This window comes from Enemella dayhoffiae, from assembly GCF_002250625.1.
GTDB classification, from domain to species: domain Bacteria; phylum Actinomycetota; class Actinomycetes; order Propionibacteriales; family Propionibacteriaceae; genus Enemella; species Enemella dayhoffiae.
Genome location: NZ_NMVQ01000023.1, coordinates 29,940 through 45,788 on the forward strand (window position 1 = coordinate 29,940; position 15,849 = coordinate 45,788).

Genomic DNA, 15,849 nt, shown 5'->3' on the forward strand with positions numbered 1-15,849 from the left:
CGAACGCGGTGGTGCGTCGGCGGCGAGTCCGTCGAAGCGGGTGATCGGACCGGCCGAGAGGCTGCTCGGGGTGGTCTGCGGGTTGATCGGGTTCAGGGTTTTTGGGTTGGTCCGGGTGGGGGTGTAGCTCACAACTGCAAGCTAGCGCGCAGCTCGGTCAACAGCCGTTCCTGCAGCGCCCGGGCCTCGGCCCTGGCTCGTGCCAGGTCCGGGGTGGGATCGAGGCGCACCTCGAGATAGCACTTGAGCTTCGGTTCGGTGCCCGAGGGCCGCACGGTGGCGGTCACCGCGGGACCGGCCAGGCGTACGCCGTCGGTCGGCGGCAACGCGTTCCCCGAGCCTGTCGAAGTGGTCCCTGAGCCTGTCGAAGGGGCCCACCCCTCGGCCAGGTCGACCACCTCGACCGGGGCGCCGCACAGCTCGCGCGGCGGCGCCGAGCGCAGCCGCGCCATCGCGTCGGTGATCAGCGACAGGTCCTGCACGCGGACTGACCACTGGCTGTTCAGGTGTACGCCGTGGGTGCGGGCCAGCTCATCGAGCCGCTCACCGATCGACGACCCGTCGGCGCGCAGCCGGGCGGCCAGAGCCAGCACCGTGACCAGGGTGGAGATGCCGTCCTTGTCGGCGACCGCCTCGGGGTCGCAGCAGTAACCGATCGCCTCCTCATAACCGAACGCCAACCCGGGCACCCGGCCGATCCACTTGAACCCGGTCAGCGTGACCGCGCTCGGCTGCCCGTACGCCGCCGCCACCTTGTGCAGCAGGGATCCCGAGACGACGGAGTTGGCGTAGACGCCGTGGACGCCGCGGCGGCAGAAGTCGTCGGCCAGCAGCGCACCGAGCTCGTCACCGTGCAGCATCCGGAACCCGGTCGGTGCGTCCGGGGCCGGGATTGCCACCGCGCAACGGTCGGCGTCGGGATCGTTGGCGATCACCAGGTCGACCTGGTTGGCGGCCGCGGCCGCCAGCGCCAGGTCGATCGCCCCGGGCTCCTCGGGGTTGGGGAAGCTGACCGTCGGGAACGCCGGATCGGGCTGGGCCTGCTCGTTCACCTCAACGGGGGCAGGAAATCCGGCCCGCGCGATCACGTCGTGCATCACCGCGCCGCCCACTCCGTGCAGCGGGGTGTATACCCAGGACACCTCCCGCGGGGCGTCCGCCGACACCAGCTGGGCGACGCGTTCGGCGTACGCCTCCAGCAGCTCGCTGGCGATCCGGCGGAAGTTCTGCGAGCGGGGCAGCTCGGTCACCGGAATGCGCTCCACGGCACGGATCTCGGCGGCGATGTCGGCGTCGGCCGGCGGCACGATCTGGCTGCCGTCGCCGAGGTAGACCTTGTAACCGTTGTCCTGCGGCGGGTTGTGTGAAGCGGTGACAACCACGGCGGCCACACAGCCGAGCCAGCGGATGCCGAACGCGACGACCGGGGTCGGCACCGGGTGGCTGGTGAGGATCGCCTCGAACCCCTGTGCGGCAAGGATTTCTGCGGTGTCGGTGGCGAACACCTCGGAGTTGTAGCGGGCGTCGTAACCGATCAGGACGCGGCCCTTCGGCGGGTGGGGGTTCCCCTCGACACGCCGCACCGGGCTTCGCCCGGTTCCGCTGCTCGGGGAACGGAGGAGGTGGGCGGCGAGGCCGGCTGCGGCGCGGCTGACGACGACGCGGTTCATCCGGGCGGGGCCGGCGCCGAGGGGGCCCCGGAGACCGGCGGTGCCGAACTCGAGCGGGCCGGAAAAGGCGTCGGTCAGCTCGGCGACTGCGGTGAGGTCATCGGCCGCCGCCTTTTCCAGCAGGTCCTGGGCGGCGGCCGCGGTGACCGGGTCGGGGTCGGCGGCGATCCACGCGTCGATCCGCTCGACCAACTCCGGCGGCAGCATCACAACGCCTCGACCAGGCCGCGCAGCAGCGCGGCCAGGCGCGGGGCCGCCTCCTTGCCGGCGGCGATCACCTCGGCGTGGTCGAGCGGTTCGGGGCTGATCCCGGCGGCCAGGTTGGTGGCCAGCGAGATGCCGAGAACCTCGAGCCCGACCGCGCGGGCGGCGATCGTCTCCAAGGTGGTGGACATGCCGACCAGGTCGCCACCGAGCACCCCTGCCATCCGCACCTCGGCCGGGGTCTCGTACTGCGGCCCTCGGAACTGCACATAGACCCCCTCGGGCAGGCTCGGATCGACCTGTCGGGCGAGGTCGCGCAGCCGCTTGCTGTAGGCCTCTGACAGGTCGATGAAGGTGGCTCCGCGCAGCGGGGTGGAGCCGGTCAGGTTGATGTGGTCGGAGATCAGCACCGGCGTACCCGGACCCCACTCGCGCCGCAGCGAACCGCAGCCGTTGGTGAGCACCAGGGTGGACGCGCCCGCGGCGGCCATCGTGCGCACCCCGTGGGCGACCGCGTCGACACCGCGCCCCTCATAGAAGTGGGTACGCCCGGTGAGGATCGCGGCGACCTTCTGGTTCGGCGTACGCACGCAGCGCAGCTGCCCACCGTGACCGGCCACCACCGGCGCGGAGAACCCGGGCAGCTCGGCCAGCTCGACCTGACCGATCGGCTCACCGAGGTCGTCGGCGGCGGCCGACCAGCCAGAGCCGAGCACCAGGGCCAGGTCGAGACTCTCGACGTCGAAACGCTGCCTGAGCGCGGTCGCTGCCCGGGCCGCCAGGTCTGCCGGGTCGGTCGGGTGGGGTGGGGTCTGCATGCTGTCACTCACCCGCGTCAGTGTAGGCAGCGACCGCGGTGCCCGGCGCAACCCCCGCCGGGTAGGTCACCGGCACCGGAGATGGAACAATGCTGCTCGTGACTCGAGTGGTGATCATTGGTGGCGGACCCGGCGGATACGAAGCGGCCCTGGTGGGCAGCCAGCTGGGTGGCGACGTGACGCTGATCGACAGGGACGGGATGGGCGGCTCGGCTGTGCTCACCGACTGCGTGCCCTCCAAGACGCTGATCGCCACCGCCGAGGTGATGATGACGGTGAAGGGTTCGGAGGAGCTCGGCCTGCGGATAGACGTGGACGACGCCACCGACGACGCCAACGGGGTCTCGGTCGACCTCGCCAAGGTGAACCGCCGCGTGCTCGCGCTGGCCGAACGGCAGTCCGCCGACATCTACGACAAGCTGATCGCCGAGGGGGTCACGGTGGTGCCCGGGCGGGCCCGGTTGCAGGGGACCGACACCGTCATTGCCGACACCGACGAGGGGGAGCAGCGGTTCCCGGCCGACGTGATCCTGGTGGCCACCGGGGCGCACCCGCGTGAGCTCCCGACCGCCCGACCCGACGGCGAACGGATCCTCACCTGGACCCAGGTCTATGACCTCACCGAGATGCCCGAGCACCTGATCGTGATCGGCTCCGGTGTCACCGGGGCCGAGTTCGCCAACGCCTACGACGCGCTGGGCGTCGACGTCACCCTCGTGTCCTCCCGCACGACCGTCCTGCCCGGCGAGGACGCCGACGCCGCCCAGGTGCTGCAGGACGTGTTCACCCGACGCGGCATGACGGTGCTGTCGGAGTCGCGGGCCGAATCGGTGACCCGCGAGGGCGACCAGGTGACCGTGCACCTGACCGACGGCCGCACCGTCACCGGGTCGCACTGCCTGATGGCGGTCGGGTCGATCCCGAACACCGCCGACATGGGCCTCGAGGAGGCCGGCATCACCCTCAACGACGGCGGCTACATCCAGGTCGACAAGGTGTCCCGGGCCGGCGTACGCGGGGTGTACGCGGCGGGGGACTGCACCGGCGTGCACGCGCTCGCCTCGGTCGCGGCCATGCAGGGCCGGATCGCAATGTGGCATGCCCTCGGTGACGCCGTCGCGCCGCTGGACCTGAACGTGGTGTCCTCCAATGTGTTCACCTCCCCTGAGATCGCGACGGTGGGGACGACCCAGAAGCAGGTGGACTCCGGCGAGGTGCGGGCGCTGGCGATCAACCTGCCGCTGTCGGGAAATCCGCGCGCCAAGATGCAGGGCATCCACGACGGCTTCGTGAAGCTGTTCTGTCTGCCGACCACCGGCATCATCATCGGTGGGGTGGTGGTCGCGCCCCGGGCCAGCGAGCTGATCCACACGATCTCGCTGGCGGTGTCGGAGAAGATCACCGTGGACAACTTCGCCCACGACTTCACCGTCTATCCGTCGCTGTCCGGTTCGATCGCCGAGGCCGCCCGCCGGCTGCACGGTCACTCGACCGACAAGCTGGAGCGGCAGATCGACATCTGATGGCCCACGCCGAGGAGACGCCGGATCGCCTGCCGCAGCCGCTGGAGCTGCTCCGGGGACGCTCGGTCGCGGTGCTCACCGGGGCCGGAATGTCCACCGATTCTGGGATTCCCGACTATCGCGGACCGACCGCGCCGAAGGCGAATCCGATGTTGTACGCCGAGTTCGTCGGTTCGGCGGAGAACCGGCGGCGCTACTGGTCGCGTTCCTATCGGGGCTGGGCGCGGATGGGTCACGCAGAGCCGAACCGGGGACACCTGGCGCTGGCTCGGCTCGAGGCCGCCGGCGCCGTGTCGGGGGTGATCACCCAGAACGTGGACGGGTTGCACGAGTCCGCCGGCAGTCGGCGGCTGATCGCCCTGCACGGCCGGTTGTCCCGGGTGGTGTGCCTGGACTGCGGCACCGTGAGCGACCGGGAGGCGTTGCAGCACAGGCTTTCCGCGCTGAACCCGGATTTCGAGGTGAGCGCGGACAATGAGCTCGCCGCCGGCCAGGCGGAGCTGCGACCCGACGGCGACGCCGTGGTGGAGCACTGGCAGCAGTTCGTGGTGCCGGAGTGCCTGGCCTGCGGCGGGGTGCTCAAGCCCGACGTGGTGTTCTTCGGTGAGTCGGTTCCCAAACCGCGGGTGCAGGAGTGCTTCGACCTGGTCGAGGCGGCGGATTCGCTGCTGGTGCTGGGATCCTCGCTCACGGTGATGTCCGGGCTGCGCTTCGTCCGGTTCGCCGAACGCAACCGGATGCCGGTGCTGATCGTGAACCGCGGCCGCACCCGCGGCGACGGCCTGGCCACGGTCAAACTCGACCAGGGGGTGGCCGATTTCCTGCGGCAGTGGGAATTGCGTCGCCTTCCGGTTGGCTGAACGGGCTCAGCGGGTGCACTCAGCCAGCAGCTGCAGGATGTGCTGATAGGGGCGGCCGGTGGCGCGGGTCATCCCGATCTCGCAGGTGCGGTTGAGCGAGGCGTACGCCGAGAACTCCCGCTGGGCGACCTCGGCCGCCTCGGCCTCGGTGGCGGCGGCGGTCAGCTCGGGGTGCAGCAGTCCACGGTCGCCGGCGAAGCCGCAGCACCCCCAGCTGGTCGGCACCACCACCTCCTCGGCGACGGCCCCGGCGATCGCCTGCAGGTCGGCGTCCAGGCCGAGCTGGCGGGAGGAGCAGGTGGGGTGCAGCACCACCGACTCGACCTTCCGGCGTACCGTCAGTCGGGGCAGCAGCTCGGCCCGGGCATATGCCACCAGGTCGAGGATCTGCAACGTGGGTTGGGAATCCTTGGCCGACTTGAGCAGCCCCTCGGTGCAGGAGGCGGCATCGCAGACGATCGGCAACCGGCCCTGTTCGGACGCCTCGACCAGTGCCGGCACCGTGCGCTCGGCCATCGTCGCGTGCCCGGTGTGCTTGCCCTTCGACGACCACGGGGTGCCGCAGCACAACCCCTGCAGGCCCGCCGGCGTACGCACCACCACCCCGGCGCGGCGGAACAGTTCCTCGACCGCCCGGGCGAGTGGCTGCTGGCCTGGTTCGGGGCCGAACATGGTCTGGATGCACGCGTCGAACCAGACCACCTCGGCCTGCTCGGAGCGCCAACCCTGCCGGGGCGGGCCGCCGGCGGGAAGCCCATGGTCATAGCGCGGCACGACCTCGGTGCCGAGCAGCGCACGTCCCAGCTCGCTCGCCGCGGTGGCACCGGGCACGGCGGCGGCCGCGGTCAGGGCCAATGACCCGGCGGCGGTGAACGGCCCCCAGGCGCGGGCGGCGGCGTCCCACACGCCCTGTTCGGCGGTACCGGTCTGCGTGCCGCGCAGCCGCCGCGCCAGATCGCCGGTGTCGATGCCGACCGGGCAGGCCGTGCTGCACATGCCGTCGGCGGCACAGGTCTGGTTGCCGGCGTACTCGTAGCGCTCGGTGATTTCGTTGACCAGCTCGGAATCCCCGCGTTGCCGGGCGGCCGCCAGTTCGCGCCGGGCGACGATCCGCTGCCGCGGGGTGAGGGTGAGCGTGCGGCTGGGGCAGACCGGTTCGCAGAACCCGCACTCGACGCAGCGGTCCACCTCATCCTCGACCGGGAGGGTGGTCTTCAGGTTACTGATGTGGGCGGACTCGTCGTCGTTCAGCAGCACGCCGGGGTTGAGCACGCCGTCGGGGTCGCACAGCCGCTTCACCGCGATCATCACCTCGGTGAGCTCGTCGCCGTACTGCCGGCGGACGAACGGGGCCATGATCCGGCCCGTGCCGTGCTCGGCCTTCAGCGACCCGCCGAGGCCGAGGATCAACTGGACCATGTCCTCGGTGAAGTCGGTGTAACGCTGCACGTCGGAGCCGAACTCCTCGTTCAGCAGGAAGTGCACATTGCCGTCCTTGGCGTGACCGAAGATCACCGACTCGGGATAGGCGTACCGGTCGAACAGTTCGGTCAGCGACTCGCACGCCTCCAGCAGGGCGCCGACGGGCACGACGACGTCCTCCAGCATGGCGGTGGTGCCCTGGGGTCGCGCCTCGGCCACTGCGGCGTACAACCCCTTGCGGACGGTCCACAGCGACCCGCGGGTGCTGGCCTCGGTGCTCATCGCCGCCGGGCCGAACAGCGGCAGCTCGGCGGTCACCCGTTCGGTGGTGCGCAGCCGCTCGGTGAGCTCGTCGCTGCTCGGCGCGTGGTGCTCCACCAGCAGCGCCGCGTGCCGCTGCACCTCCAGGCGCCGGATCGCCTCGGGGGAGTTGCGCAGCGCCTGCGCCACCCGAAGCGACTGGGCGTCGAGCAGTTCGACGGTGGCCAACCCGGTGTCCACCAGGTCGGGCAGGGCGGCCATCGCCGCGGACAGCGAGTCGAACACCAGCAGCCCGGTGCCGACGTGCGGGTGGACCGGGACGGTGCGCAGGGTCGCTTCGGCGATGAACCCCAGCGTGCCTTCGGATCCGATCATCAGGTGGGCCAGGATCTCGGTTGCGGAATCGTGGTCCAGGAAGGAGTTCAGGCCATAGCCCATGGTGTTCTTCATCGAGAACTGGCGGCGGATCGTGGCGACCGAGTCGGGGTTGCCGCGGATGCGGTCGCGCAGGGTGACCAGGCCGGCGTACAGGTCGGGTTCGGTGAGGCGGAGCTTCTCGTCGGCGTCCGCTGTGCCGGTGTCGATCACGGTGCCGCTGGGCAGCACCAGGACCAGGCTCTCCAGGGTCTGGTAGCTGTTGTATTCGGTGCCGCAGAGCATCCCGGAGGAGTTGTTGGCGAGAACCCCGCCGAGGGTGCAGGCGCCGTCACTGGCCGGGTCGGGTCCGAGCTTGGTGTGGTGCGGGGCGAGCCGGGCGTTGACCTGTCGGACCACGGCACCGGGTTGGACGCGGACGCGGGCGCCGTCGTCGAGCACCTCGATCGCCCCGAAGTGACGTCGGGTGTCGGCGAGCAGGCCGGAGGTGACGGCCTGCCCGCTGAGGCTGGTGCCACCGGAGCGGAAGGTCAGCCCGGTCCCGTCTCGGCGGGCGCGGCGGATCAGCGCGGAGAGCTCGTCGACGTTTCGCGGAGTCGCCACCGCCTCGGGGATCAGCAGATAGTGCGAGGCGTCATGGGCGAGCGTCAGCCGGTCGAAACGGTCGGTACGCACCAGCGGTTCAGTGGACATGGTCCCAGTCAATCAAAGAACCCGTCGAACATGTCGCCGATGCCCTCACCGATGTCGCCGAAGCCTTCACCGATGCCCTCGAACATGTCGCCGACACCCTCGCCGATCGCGCCGATCCCCGAGCCGATGCCGTGGAAGATGTCGCCACCGCCGAACAGCAGACCGCCGACCATCATGCCGGTCAGCATGTCCGAGCCGCGCCAGGAGTTGTAGTAGCCCTGGGCGTACGGCTGGTAGGCGGGGCCGCCCTCCCAGTAGGGAACGCGCTGGGCGCCGACCTGGACGGTGCGGATGTAGGGGTCGGCGCCGGCCTTGACCCGCTCGGCGTCGGCGGCGCAGGCGGGGATGTCGCGGGCTTCGCCGCCGGGCGGGGCCCAGGACACGTTCTCGGTGGAGGGGCCGTGCGCGGGGTTGAAGAAGCACGGCGGACGCTTCTGCGGCAGCGGCTTGTTGGCCAGTCGCGCCTTGACGCACGCGACGGCGTACCGGCCGTCCTCGAGGATCTCGGTGACGTGCTTGATCTCGTCGGGCCTGGTGACCGCGTCGAGGGACTTCTTGGCGTCGTCATAGGCGTCGAGGGCGCGGGTGTAGTCCTGCTGCATCGCCTCGTCGAGGGCGTGACCGGCGACGTCGGAGTCCAGCGACTGGAGTTCCTCGCCGAACTTGGTGACGTCCTCCTCGGCGACCTTGCGGGAGGCGGTCAACTGCGATTCGAGCTCGGCCTTCTGCTGCTGCTCGCGCTGCAGGGCACTGCGACGGCTGACGTAGATGCCGCCACCGACCACCAGGGCGACGACAACGAGCAGGATGATGAACCACATGGGTCCCAGTGTGCCCTGAGATGGGAAAAGAAGTCGCCTCAGAACCCGTGAGTTTCCTGAGAGCCCGGCCGGTTCGCCGGGCTCTCAGGGCCCTCTGGTCACGGCTCAGGCGGGGTCGACGATCTCGCAGATCACCGCACCGCTGGACACGGTGGCGCCGACCTCGGCGTTCAGCGAGGTGACCGTGCCGCTGCGGTGCGCGGTGAGCGGTTGTTCCATCTTCATCGCCTCGAGCACGACGATCTGGTCGCCCTCGTTGACCTCGTCGCCCTCGCTGACGGCCACCTTGACGATGGTGCCCTGCATCGGGGAGGTCAGCGAGGTGGAGGAGGCGGCCTTGGCCTGGCTGCCGCCGGAGCGACGTCGCGACGGCTTCTTCCTGGCGCCGCCACCGGAGTTGATGCTGCCCAGTCCGGCCGGCAGTTTCACCTCGACCCGCTTGCCGTTGACCTCGACCACCACCGAGGTCTTCTCGACCGCCTCGGGCGCCTCGCCGGCCTCGCCGGCGTACGGGCTGATCTGGTTGTCGAACTCGGTCTCGATCCAGCGGGTGTGCACGTTGAACGTGTCGCCGTCGCCGATGTAGGCCGGGTCGTCCAGCACGGCGCGGTGGAACGGCACGACGGTGGGCATGCCCTCGATCACGGTCTCGGCCAGGGCGCGGCGGCCGCGCTCGATGGCCTGCTCGCGGGTGGCGCCGGTGACGATGAGCTTGGCGACCAGGGAGTCGAAGGAGCCCGGGACGGTCATCCCCTTCAGATAGCCCTCGTCGACGCGTACGCCCGGCCCGGAAGGGGCGTGCCAGTCGGTCAGCGTGCCCGGCGCCGGCATGAAGTTGCGGCCCGCGTCCTCGGCGTTGATCCGGAACTCGATCGAGTGCCCGCGGATCTCCGGATCGCCGAAACCGAGCTCCTCGCCGTCGGCGACCCGGAACATCTCCCGGACCAGGTCGAGGCCGGTCACCTCCTCCGACACCGGGTGCTCGACCTGCAGCCGGGTGTTCACCTCGAGGAAGGAGATGGTGCCGTCGGTGCCGACCAGAAATTCACAGGTTCCGGCGCCGACATACCCGGCCTCTTTGAGGATCGCCTTGGACGATTCGTAGAGCTGCCTGAGCTGCGCGTCGCTGAGGAAGGGGGCCGGTGCCTCCTCGACCAGCTTCTGGTTGCGGCGCTGCAACGAGCAGTCGCGGGTGGAGACGACGACCACGTTGCCGTGCTGGTCGGCCAGGCACTGGGTCTCGACGTGGCGCGGGTGGTCGAGGAAGCGTTCGACGAAGCACTCGCCGCGGCCGAAGGCGCCGACGGCCTCGCGGACCGCCGAGTCGAAGGCGTCGCGGATCTCCTTGGCGTCGCGGACCACCTTGAGGCCGCGGCCGCCGCCGCCGTAGGCGGCCTTGATGGCGATCGGCAGGCCGTGCTCCTCGGCGAAGGCGACGACCTCGTCGGCGTCCTTGACCGGTTCCTTGGTGCCGGGGACGAGCGGGGCGCCCACCTTGTCGGCGATGTGGCGGGCCTTCACCTTGTCGCCGAGGGAGTCGATCGCCTGCGGGGGCGGGCCGATCCAGGTCAGCCCGGCGTCGATCACGGCCTGGGCGAAGTCGGCGTTCTCGGCCAGGAAGCCATAGCCGGGGTGGACGGCGTCGGCGCCGGAGCGCTCGGCCACGTCGAGGATCTTGGCCACGTCGAGATAGCTGTCGGCCGGGGTCGCGCCGTTCAGGGCGTACGCCTCGTCGGCCAGCTTGACGAACAGGGCGTCGGCGTCGGGATCGGCATACATCGCCACGCTGCCGAGCCCGGCGTCACGGGCGGCGCGGATGACACGGACGGCGATCTCACCGCGGTTGGCGACGAGCACCTTGCTGATGGCCATGACTTCTCCTTCACTGGCCCGGCCTCGATGCCGCGACCGCGTCGGAGTCTAGGGGAGGCGTACCCCGGGCTGGTAGCTTTGGTGACCAGAATCAGGATGTGGTCACTAAGTGGGTGTGGGATGGAACGGCGGAGTGTGCGGCTGTCGGGTGGTGTCGTGAGCTATCTGACTGCCGGGCGCGGGGAACGCGGTTCGGTAGTGCTCTTGCACGGTGGGGGAGCCGACTCGGCCGAGCTGTCGTGGGGTGGGGTGATTCCGCGGTTGGCCGAGGCCGGATATGGCGTGTGCGCGCCCGATCATCCGGGATATGGGCACCGCGACCGCCCCGCCAGCCCGCAGGGGCAGTCGGAGCTGTTGACCTATCTGGCGGAGCTGATCGAGGCGCTCGACCTGACCGACGCCGTGCTGGGCGGGCTGTCCATGGGCGGCGGGATGGCACTCGGGCATGCGCTGGAGCACCGGGTGCGCGGGCTGATGCTGTTGGGCAGCTATGGGCTGATGCCGGCCATGGGTGGGCGACTCACACATCTGGCGTCGTGGCTGTGGGTGCACTCTGGGGCGGGGCCGCGGGTGAGCCGGGCGATGGGACGCTCGCCGCGGCTGGTCGAGGCGTCGCTGGGCTCCCTGGTGCGGGACCGGTCGGTGCTGCCCGCTGACTTCGGCGCTGAGATCCGTGCCGCGCTGGGAGGGCCGGGACCGGCGACCTTTGAGCAATGGCAACGCAGTGAAATCGGATGCTCTGGGCTGCGTACGGACTATCGGGAACGGGTGGGCGATCTCGACTGCCCGGTGCTGTTCGTGCACGGCGCGGCCGACCCGGGGGTGACGTTGCGCTGGGTGCGCGAGGCGGCCGCCGTGGTCGACGATGCCGAGCTGGTCGTGGTGCCGGGCGGAAAGCACTGGGTGCAACGGGATGCGCCGGAGCAGACGGTGCAGGCGATGCTCAGCTTCTTGGAGCGGGTATGCCCCGGCCGCTGATTCCCGAACGACGGCGACGCATTCTCGACGTGGCCGAGGAAATGGTGCTGGAGCGTGGGTTCAACGCGATGACTGTGGCCGCGGTGGCGGAGCGGGTCGGGATCGGCAAGGGGGCGGTCTATCTCGAGTTCGAATCCAAGGATTCGTTGCTGGATGAACTTCTGCGACGTTCGATGCGCAGACTGGCGGCGCGGGTACGCCGGAGCGGCCCGCCGCCCGGGCTGGGGGAGGGGTTCCGCCGGGTGCTGCTCGGGATGCTCGGTGATCCGCTGATGACCGCGGCGCTGTTGGACGACCGTGGGGTGCTCGGGTCCTATGTGGCTCAGGTCGAGGACAACCGCTATCGCGCCCGGCATGTGGCCCTGGTCGCCTACGTCGCCGCGCTGCAGGAGGGTGGCGCGTTGCGGGCGGATGTGGACCCCGGCGCGGTGGCCCTGGCGCTGTCGGCCGCGAGCACCGGATTCCTTTCCGTGGCGCGGATCGTGGGCGCTGATGATCGCAACCAGTTGGTCGCGGCGGCCGACACGATGGCGCTGATGGTGTCCTCGTTGGAAACGGGCGACGGGTCCGTCGATCCCGGTGCCTGGATGGAACTCGTCGCCCTTCTCGGCCGCTGAACCTGTCGGTGGTTGAGACTGTCGAAGCCTGCTGGTTGTGGTCACCTCCGGTGGTTGCGTCCGGTGGTTGCGGCGGAAAGGGCGTCCCGCCCACCTCGCTGGTGGTTGGGTTTGTGCTGCCGCCGGTCTGGTCTTCAGCTCGGTACGCCCGACCACGCCCCGACGCCCTTTCCGCCTCCACCACCTCAGCGCCCAACGTCCAGTTTCCAGGCCCACGGTGGCTGAGCTTGTCGAAGCCACCCGCCGTTACGGTGGCTGAGCGAGCTTGCGAGTGGAAGCATCTCGGGGAGCGCTGTGACTGGAGTGGCCCAAAGATTCTTACAATTTTTCTGCCCACACAGTCATTTCGGGCCGTTCTCGGGGTCGGACTGTCAGACCCGACTGATGTACTTGAACCATGAGCACAACAGCCGACACCCCCACGGTGATCACCGCGGTGTCCATGCTGCCCGAACTCGACAACCTCGCACTGCTCACCGACGAAGAAGTCCTGGCCCTGATCGACAAGGCCGATGCGCAGGTTGCCGCGGCCCAGGCCGCTCGCGCGCAGCTGGTCGCCGAGGCGCAGCAGCGCGAAGCGGCCGAACGACTGCACCTGTGCTCGACCGCCACGTTCCTGACTCGGCAGCATCGGCACAGCGGCCGGGAGGCACGCCGGATCGTGAAGCAGGCAACGATTCTGTTCGGCCGGTTCAACCTGATCGCCGAGGCCGCGTGTGCTGGGCTGCTGTCGGACAGCCAGGTCCGCGGAATCCTCAACGGGCTTCAGGAGCTGCCCGACACCCTTGCCACCGCGGAGTTGGATCGGGCGCAGGAGTTGATGGTCGGGTTCGCCGCCGACTTCGCCCCCGATGACCTGCGCAAACTGTCGCTGCACGTACGGCAGACGATTGACCCCGACGGCACCGACGCCGTCGAGGCCGCCCGGTTGGAAGCCGAACGGCTGCAGGCCGAGAAGAACCGGCGGCTGTCGTTGGCGCCGGATCATCACGGTTCCTACCTCCTGGCCGGCAAACTCCCGCTGGCCGATGGTGAAGAACTCGCCGCGTTGTTGAAGGCCCACGAGTCGGCGCTGTGGCGAGTGGTCACGGAAACCGACGCGGTCCCGCCGACCCGGGCGCAAATGCGGGCGGATGCGTTGATGATCCTCATCCGCCGGGCCGCGAAGGTCGGTGATGCACCCAAGAATGGTGGCGATCGTCCGCGGATCTCTGTGCTGGTGTCGTTGGAGACGTTGCGCACGGGTCTGGGTACGGTGCAGGTGTCGTGCGGGGAGCATCTGTCGGCGACCGAGGTGCGCCGGCTGGCGTGTGATGCCGACATCCTGCCGGTCGTGATGAACGGCAAAGGGGTTCCGATGGAGGTTGGCACGCCGCAGCGGCTGGTCACCTCGGAGATCCGGGCCGCTCTCATGGCCCGGGACAAGGGGTGTGTGTTCCCGGGCTGTACGCATCCGCCGGAGGACTGCGAGGCCCACCACGTCCAACCGTGGTGGGCGTACGGCCCGACGAAACTGTGGAACCTGGTGCTGCTGTGCCCCCACCACCACCGCCAGGTCGAACCCGCCCGCGACCGACCCTGGAATGCCGACAACCCCGAACGCTGGGCCATCCGCCTCGACCCCGACGGGTTGCCGTTCGTGATCCCACCGAAGTACTTCAACACTGACCGGAAGCACACCCGCCATGCCCGTTTCCGAATCCCCAGACCCTGTGACCCCAACGCCCCCTGAGCGCGCAGGGGGCGAGGGAGTCGAAGGGAACTCAACAGGGCTTCGACTCGCAAGCTCGCTCAGCAGACGTGCTGGGCGAAGTCGCACTGGCCGTCGGCGTTGTTGCCGGTGGCGAGGATGGTTCCGTCAGAGCGGAGGGCGAGTGAGTGGGTGGAGCCGGCGGCGATCGCGACGACATCGCGCCAACCGGTGACGCGGCACTGTTCGTGCTGGTCGAGCCCGGTCGCGAGCACTCGGCCGGAAGAGGTCAGCCCGAGGGTGTGATAGCTGCCCGCGGCGACGGCGACGACGTCTGTCCACTCGTCCACCGCACACGCCCCGGTGGAGCGGTCACCGGTTGCCAGCACGCGGCCATCCCGCCCCACCGCCACCGTGTGCAGATAGCCGGCCGCGATCCCGACCAGGCCGCGCCAGTCGGTCACCGCACACTGACCGCGCCTGTCCGCGCCAACCGCGTGAGCGCTCCCGTCGGCGCGGATGCCTACGGAATGCCAGTCACCACAGGAAACGGTGACCACCTCACGCCAACCGCCAGCCGCGCACTGGCCCTCGTCAGAGCGGCCGACCGCGAGCACTCGGCCGTCGGCGAGCAGGCCGAGCGTACGCCGCCATCCCGCGGCCACCGCCACCACACCCCGCCAGCCGGAGACCTGACACTGCCCGTCCGCCTGCCACCCCGTTGCCACCACCGAGCCGTCGGCCCGAAGCCCGACGCTGTGGGACCGGCCGGTGTTGTTGGCCGTGTGCACGTTTCCCGCCGCCACGGAGACCACGTCCCGCCAGGCGTCCACCATGAGCTCACCCGAGGTGCCGTTGCCACTCGCCAGAACCGTTCCGTCGCCAAGGCAGGCCAGCGAGTGTCGTCGACCAGCCGCTATCGCCACTGCGCGCATGGGCATGCCTCCTCCCGAAGCAGGCTACGGCCTCATTGGTATGCGATGAACTTGACGTTGTGGGCTTGATCCGCGGCGAGAAGCTGACCGCCTATTCGAAGCGGATGGGGTGGACCGAGCCGTGGGTGTCCTCGCACGGCAACAAGTTCAACCAGGACTGGGGTTGGACGGTCGAGGGCAACGAGCTGTCCGGCGTCAGCTGGCTGCTCAAGGTGGACGACCGGCCCTATCTCACCTATCGCACGTCCGGTCGCGGGGTCGAGCCGCTCAGCTCCCAGGCGGGCTATCTGGACCGCTGCGTCTCTGGCCGCCAGGAGACCTGGGAGGACTCACCCGAGGGCTGGCCGCAGCAGGAGGCGTTCGAACGGAACCGTCGCCTCGACGAATATTGAGCAGGATCAACTGCCCGTCTTCGCCAACCCGCCGGTGTGCTCGGGGCCGGCGGGAGCAACCCTCTTCTCGCACGGCCGGGTGAGCAGCCAGGCGTAGGGATCTGCCGATGTGTAGACCTCACCCGGTCGGGTGCCGGGCGGGTAGTACTCCAGATGCAGGTGCGGACCGAAGGTGCGTCCGGTCATGCCGACCGCGCCGATCTGTTGGCCGGCCGCGACCCGGTCACCGGGGCGGACGAGGAGCGTGGAGAGGAAGGTGTACATCGTGGCCCCGCCGTTCGCATGGCGGATCACCACATGGGTCCCGGCCCAGGCGGCGCCTGCTGCAGGTCCCTCCACGATCCCGTCGGCGACGGCCAGAACCGGCGTACCCACGCGCGCCGGGAAGTCTTGGCCGGTGTGGTACCGGGCCCAGCTGCCGACGGCACTCCAGCGCGCCCCCATCGTGTACGTCCCAGCGGGCAACGGTGCGCACGGCGGTGGCGCCAGGGGCGCGGCGGGAGTTCGCGTCGGAGTGGGCGTCGCGCTGGTGTTGGGAGTCGCGCTCGGACCGCCCGAGGGTGCGACCGTGGCGGTTGGGGTCGGCTCGGCCCAGGCGGCGCCGGGGAGTGCGAGCAGCGCGGCGGAGGCGACACCGGCGAGCAGCGGAGTGCGGATCATGGGGGTCCTGTCTTCTGGAGGCGCGCTGATCATCTCGCCCTGCGACCGGAAATGGCAA

General features: G+C 70.0%; 13 protein-coding genes. 6 read left to right on the forward strand and 7 right to left on the reverse strand.

What is annotated here, in order from left to right; all coding sequences use genetic code 11:
• Positions 1 to 128 precede the first annotated feature (128 nt).
• Positions 129 to 1,877 carry a phospho-sugar mutase gene (locus tag CGZ93_RS11080; protein ID WP_094364199.1) on the reverse strand — a complete coding sequence of 583 codons (1,749 nt, stop codon included), beginning with the start codon at positions 1,875 to 1,877 and terminating at the stop codon, positions 129 to 131.
• Positions 1,877 to 2,692 carry a purine-nucleoside phosphorylase gene (locus CGZ93_RS11085; protein WP_094364200.1) on the reverse strand — a complete coding sequence of 272 codons (816 nt, stop codon included), beginning with the start codon at positions 2,690 to 2,692 and terminating at the stop codon, positions 1,877 to 1,879. The genes CGZ93_RS11080 and CGZ93_RS11085 overlap by 1 nt, the downstream gene beginning before the upstream one ends.
• 98 nt (positions 2,693 to 2,790) lie before the next feature.
• Here CGZ93_RS11085 and CGZ93_RS11090 point away from each other — a divergent pair, with 98 nt between their 5' ends.
• Both CGZ93_RS11090 and CGZ93_RS11095 read left to right on the forward strand, forming a co-directional pair.
• Positions 2,791 to 4,215 (forward strand): NAD(P)H-quinone dehydrogenase, encoded by a 1,425-nt coding sequence (locus CGZ93_RS11090; RefSeq protein ID WP_229117416.1) that lies wholly within the window; start codon positions 2,791 to 2,793, stop codon positions 4,213 to 4,215.
• Positions 4,215 to 5,075, forward strand: a complete 861-nt coding sequence (locus tag CGZ93_RS11095) for an NAD-dependent protein deacetylase (protein WP_094364202.1) — start codon at positions 4,215 to 4,217, stop codon at positions 5,073 to 5,075. Before CGZ93_RS11090 ends, CGZ93_RS11095 begins: the two co-directional genes overlap by 1 nt.
• Before the next feature lie 6 nt (positions 5,076 to 5,081).
• Here the strand turns inward: CGZ93_RS11095 and CGZ93_RS11100 are convergent, their stop codons facing one another.
• The 3 genes from CGZ93_RS11100 to CGZ93_RS11110 form a co-directional block, all read right to left on the reverse strand.
• Positions 5,082 to 7,826, reverse strand: coding sequence for an FAD-binding and (Fe-S)-binding domain-containing protein (locus CGZ93_RS11100; protein WP_094364203.1), 2,745 nt, complete (start codon positions 7,824 to 7,826; stop codon positions 5,082 to 5,084).
• Between the two features lie 8 nt (positions 7,827 to 7,834).
• On the reverse strand, positions 7,835 to 8,647 hold the full coding sequence (locus CGZ93_RS11105; RefSeq protein WP_094364204.1) for a hypothetical protein: 813 nt from the start codon (positions 8,645 to 8,647) through the stop codon (positions 7,835 to 7,837).
• A gap of 105 nt (positions 8,648 to 8,752) precedes the next feature.
• Positions 8,753 to 10,519 (reverse strand): acetyl/propionyl/methylcrotonyl-CoA carboxylase subunit alpha, encoded by a 1,767-nt coding sequence (locus CGZ93_RS11110; protein ID WP_094364205.1) that lies wholly within the window; start codon positions 10,517 to 10,519, stop codon positions 8,753 to 8,755.
• 156 nt (positions 10,520 to 10,675) lie between these two features.
• Between CGZ93_RS11110 and CGZ93_RS11115 the strand changes: the two genes are divergently transcribed.
• The 3 genes from CGZ93_RS11115 (at position 10,676) to CGZ93_RS11125 (ending at position 13,846) form a co-directional block, all read left to right on the forward strand.
• Positions 10,676 to 11,497: an alpha/beta fold hydrolase gene (locus CGZ93_RS11115; protein WP_176451732.1), complete on the forward strand. Its 822-nt coding sequence runs from the start codon at positions 10,676 to 10,678 to the stop codon at positions 11,495 to 11,497.
• Positions 11,482 to 12,114, forward strand: coding sequence for a TetR/AcrR family transcriptional regulator (locus tag CGZ93_RS11120; protein WP_094364207.1), 633 nt, complete (start codon positions 11,482 to 11,484; stop codon positions 12,112 to 12,114). The genes CGZ93_RS11115 and CGZ93_RS11120 overlap by 16 nt, the downstream gene beginning before the upstream one ends.
• A 397-nt stretch (positions 12,115 to 12,511) precedes the next feature.
• A complete protein-coding gene (locus tag CGZ93_RS11125; protein WP_094364208.1) occupies positions 12,512 to 13,846 on the forward strand; it encodes an HNH endonuclease signature motif containing protein in 1,335 nt (444 codons plus the stop codon).
• A 59-nt stretch (positions 13,847 to 13,905) separates the two neighbouring features.
• On the opposite strand, the gene CGZ93_RS11130 is transcribed toward CGZ93_RS11125, so the two are convergent.
• Positions 13,906 to 14,745, reverse strand: a complete 840-nt coding sequence (locus CGZ93_RS11130; RefSeq protein ID WP_094364209.1) for an RCC1 domain-containing protein — start codon at positions 14,743 to 14,745, stop codon at positions 13,906 to 13,908.
• Positions 14,746 to 14,798: 53 nt separating this feature from the next.
• Here CGZ93_RS11130 and CGZ93_RS11135 point away from each other — a divergent pair, with 53 nt between their 5' ends.
• A complete protein-coding gene (locus CGZ93_RS11135; RefSeq protein ID WP_141211184.1) occupies positions 14,799 to 15,131 on the forward strand; it encodes a DUF899 family protein in 333 nt (110 codons plus the stop codon).
• 6 nt (positions 15,132 to 15,137) lie between these two features.
• On the opposite strand, the gene CGZ93_RS11140 is transcribed toward CGZ93_RS11135, so the two are convergent.
• A complete protein-coding gene (locus CGZ93_RS11140) occupies positions 15,138 to 15,791 on the reverse strand; it encodes a M23 family metallopeptidase (RefSeq protein WP_229117377.1) in 654 nt (217 codons plus the stop codon).
• Positions 15,792 to 15,849 lie beyond the last annotated feature (58 nt).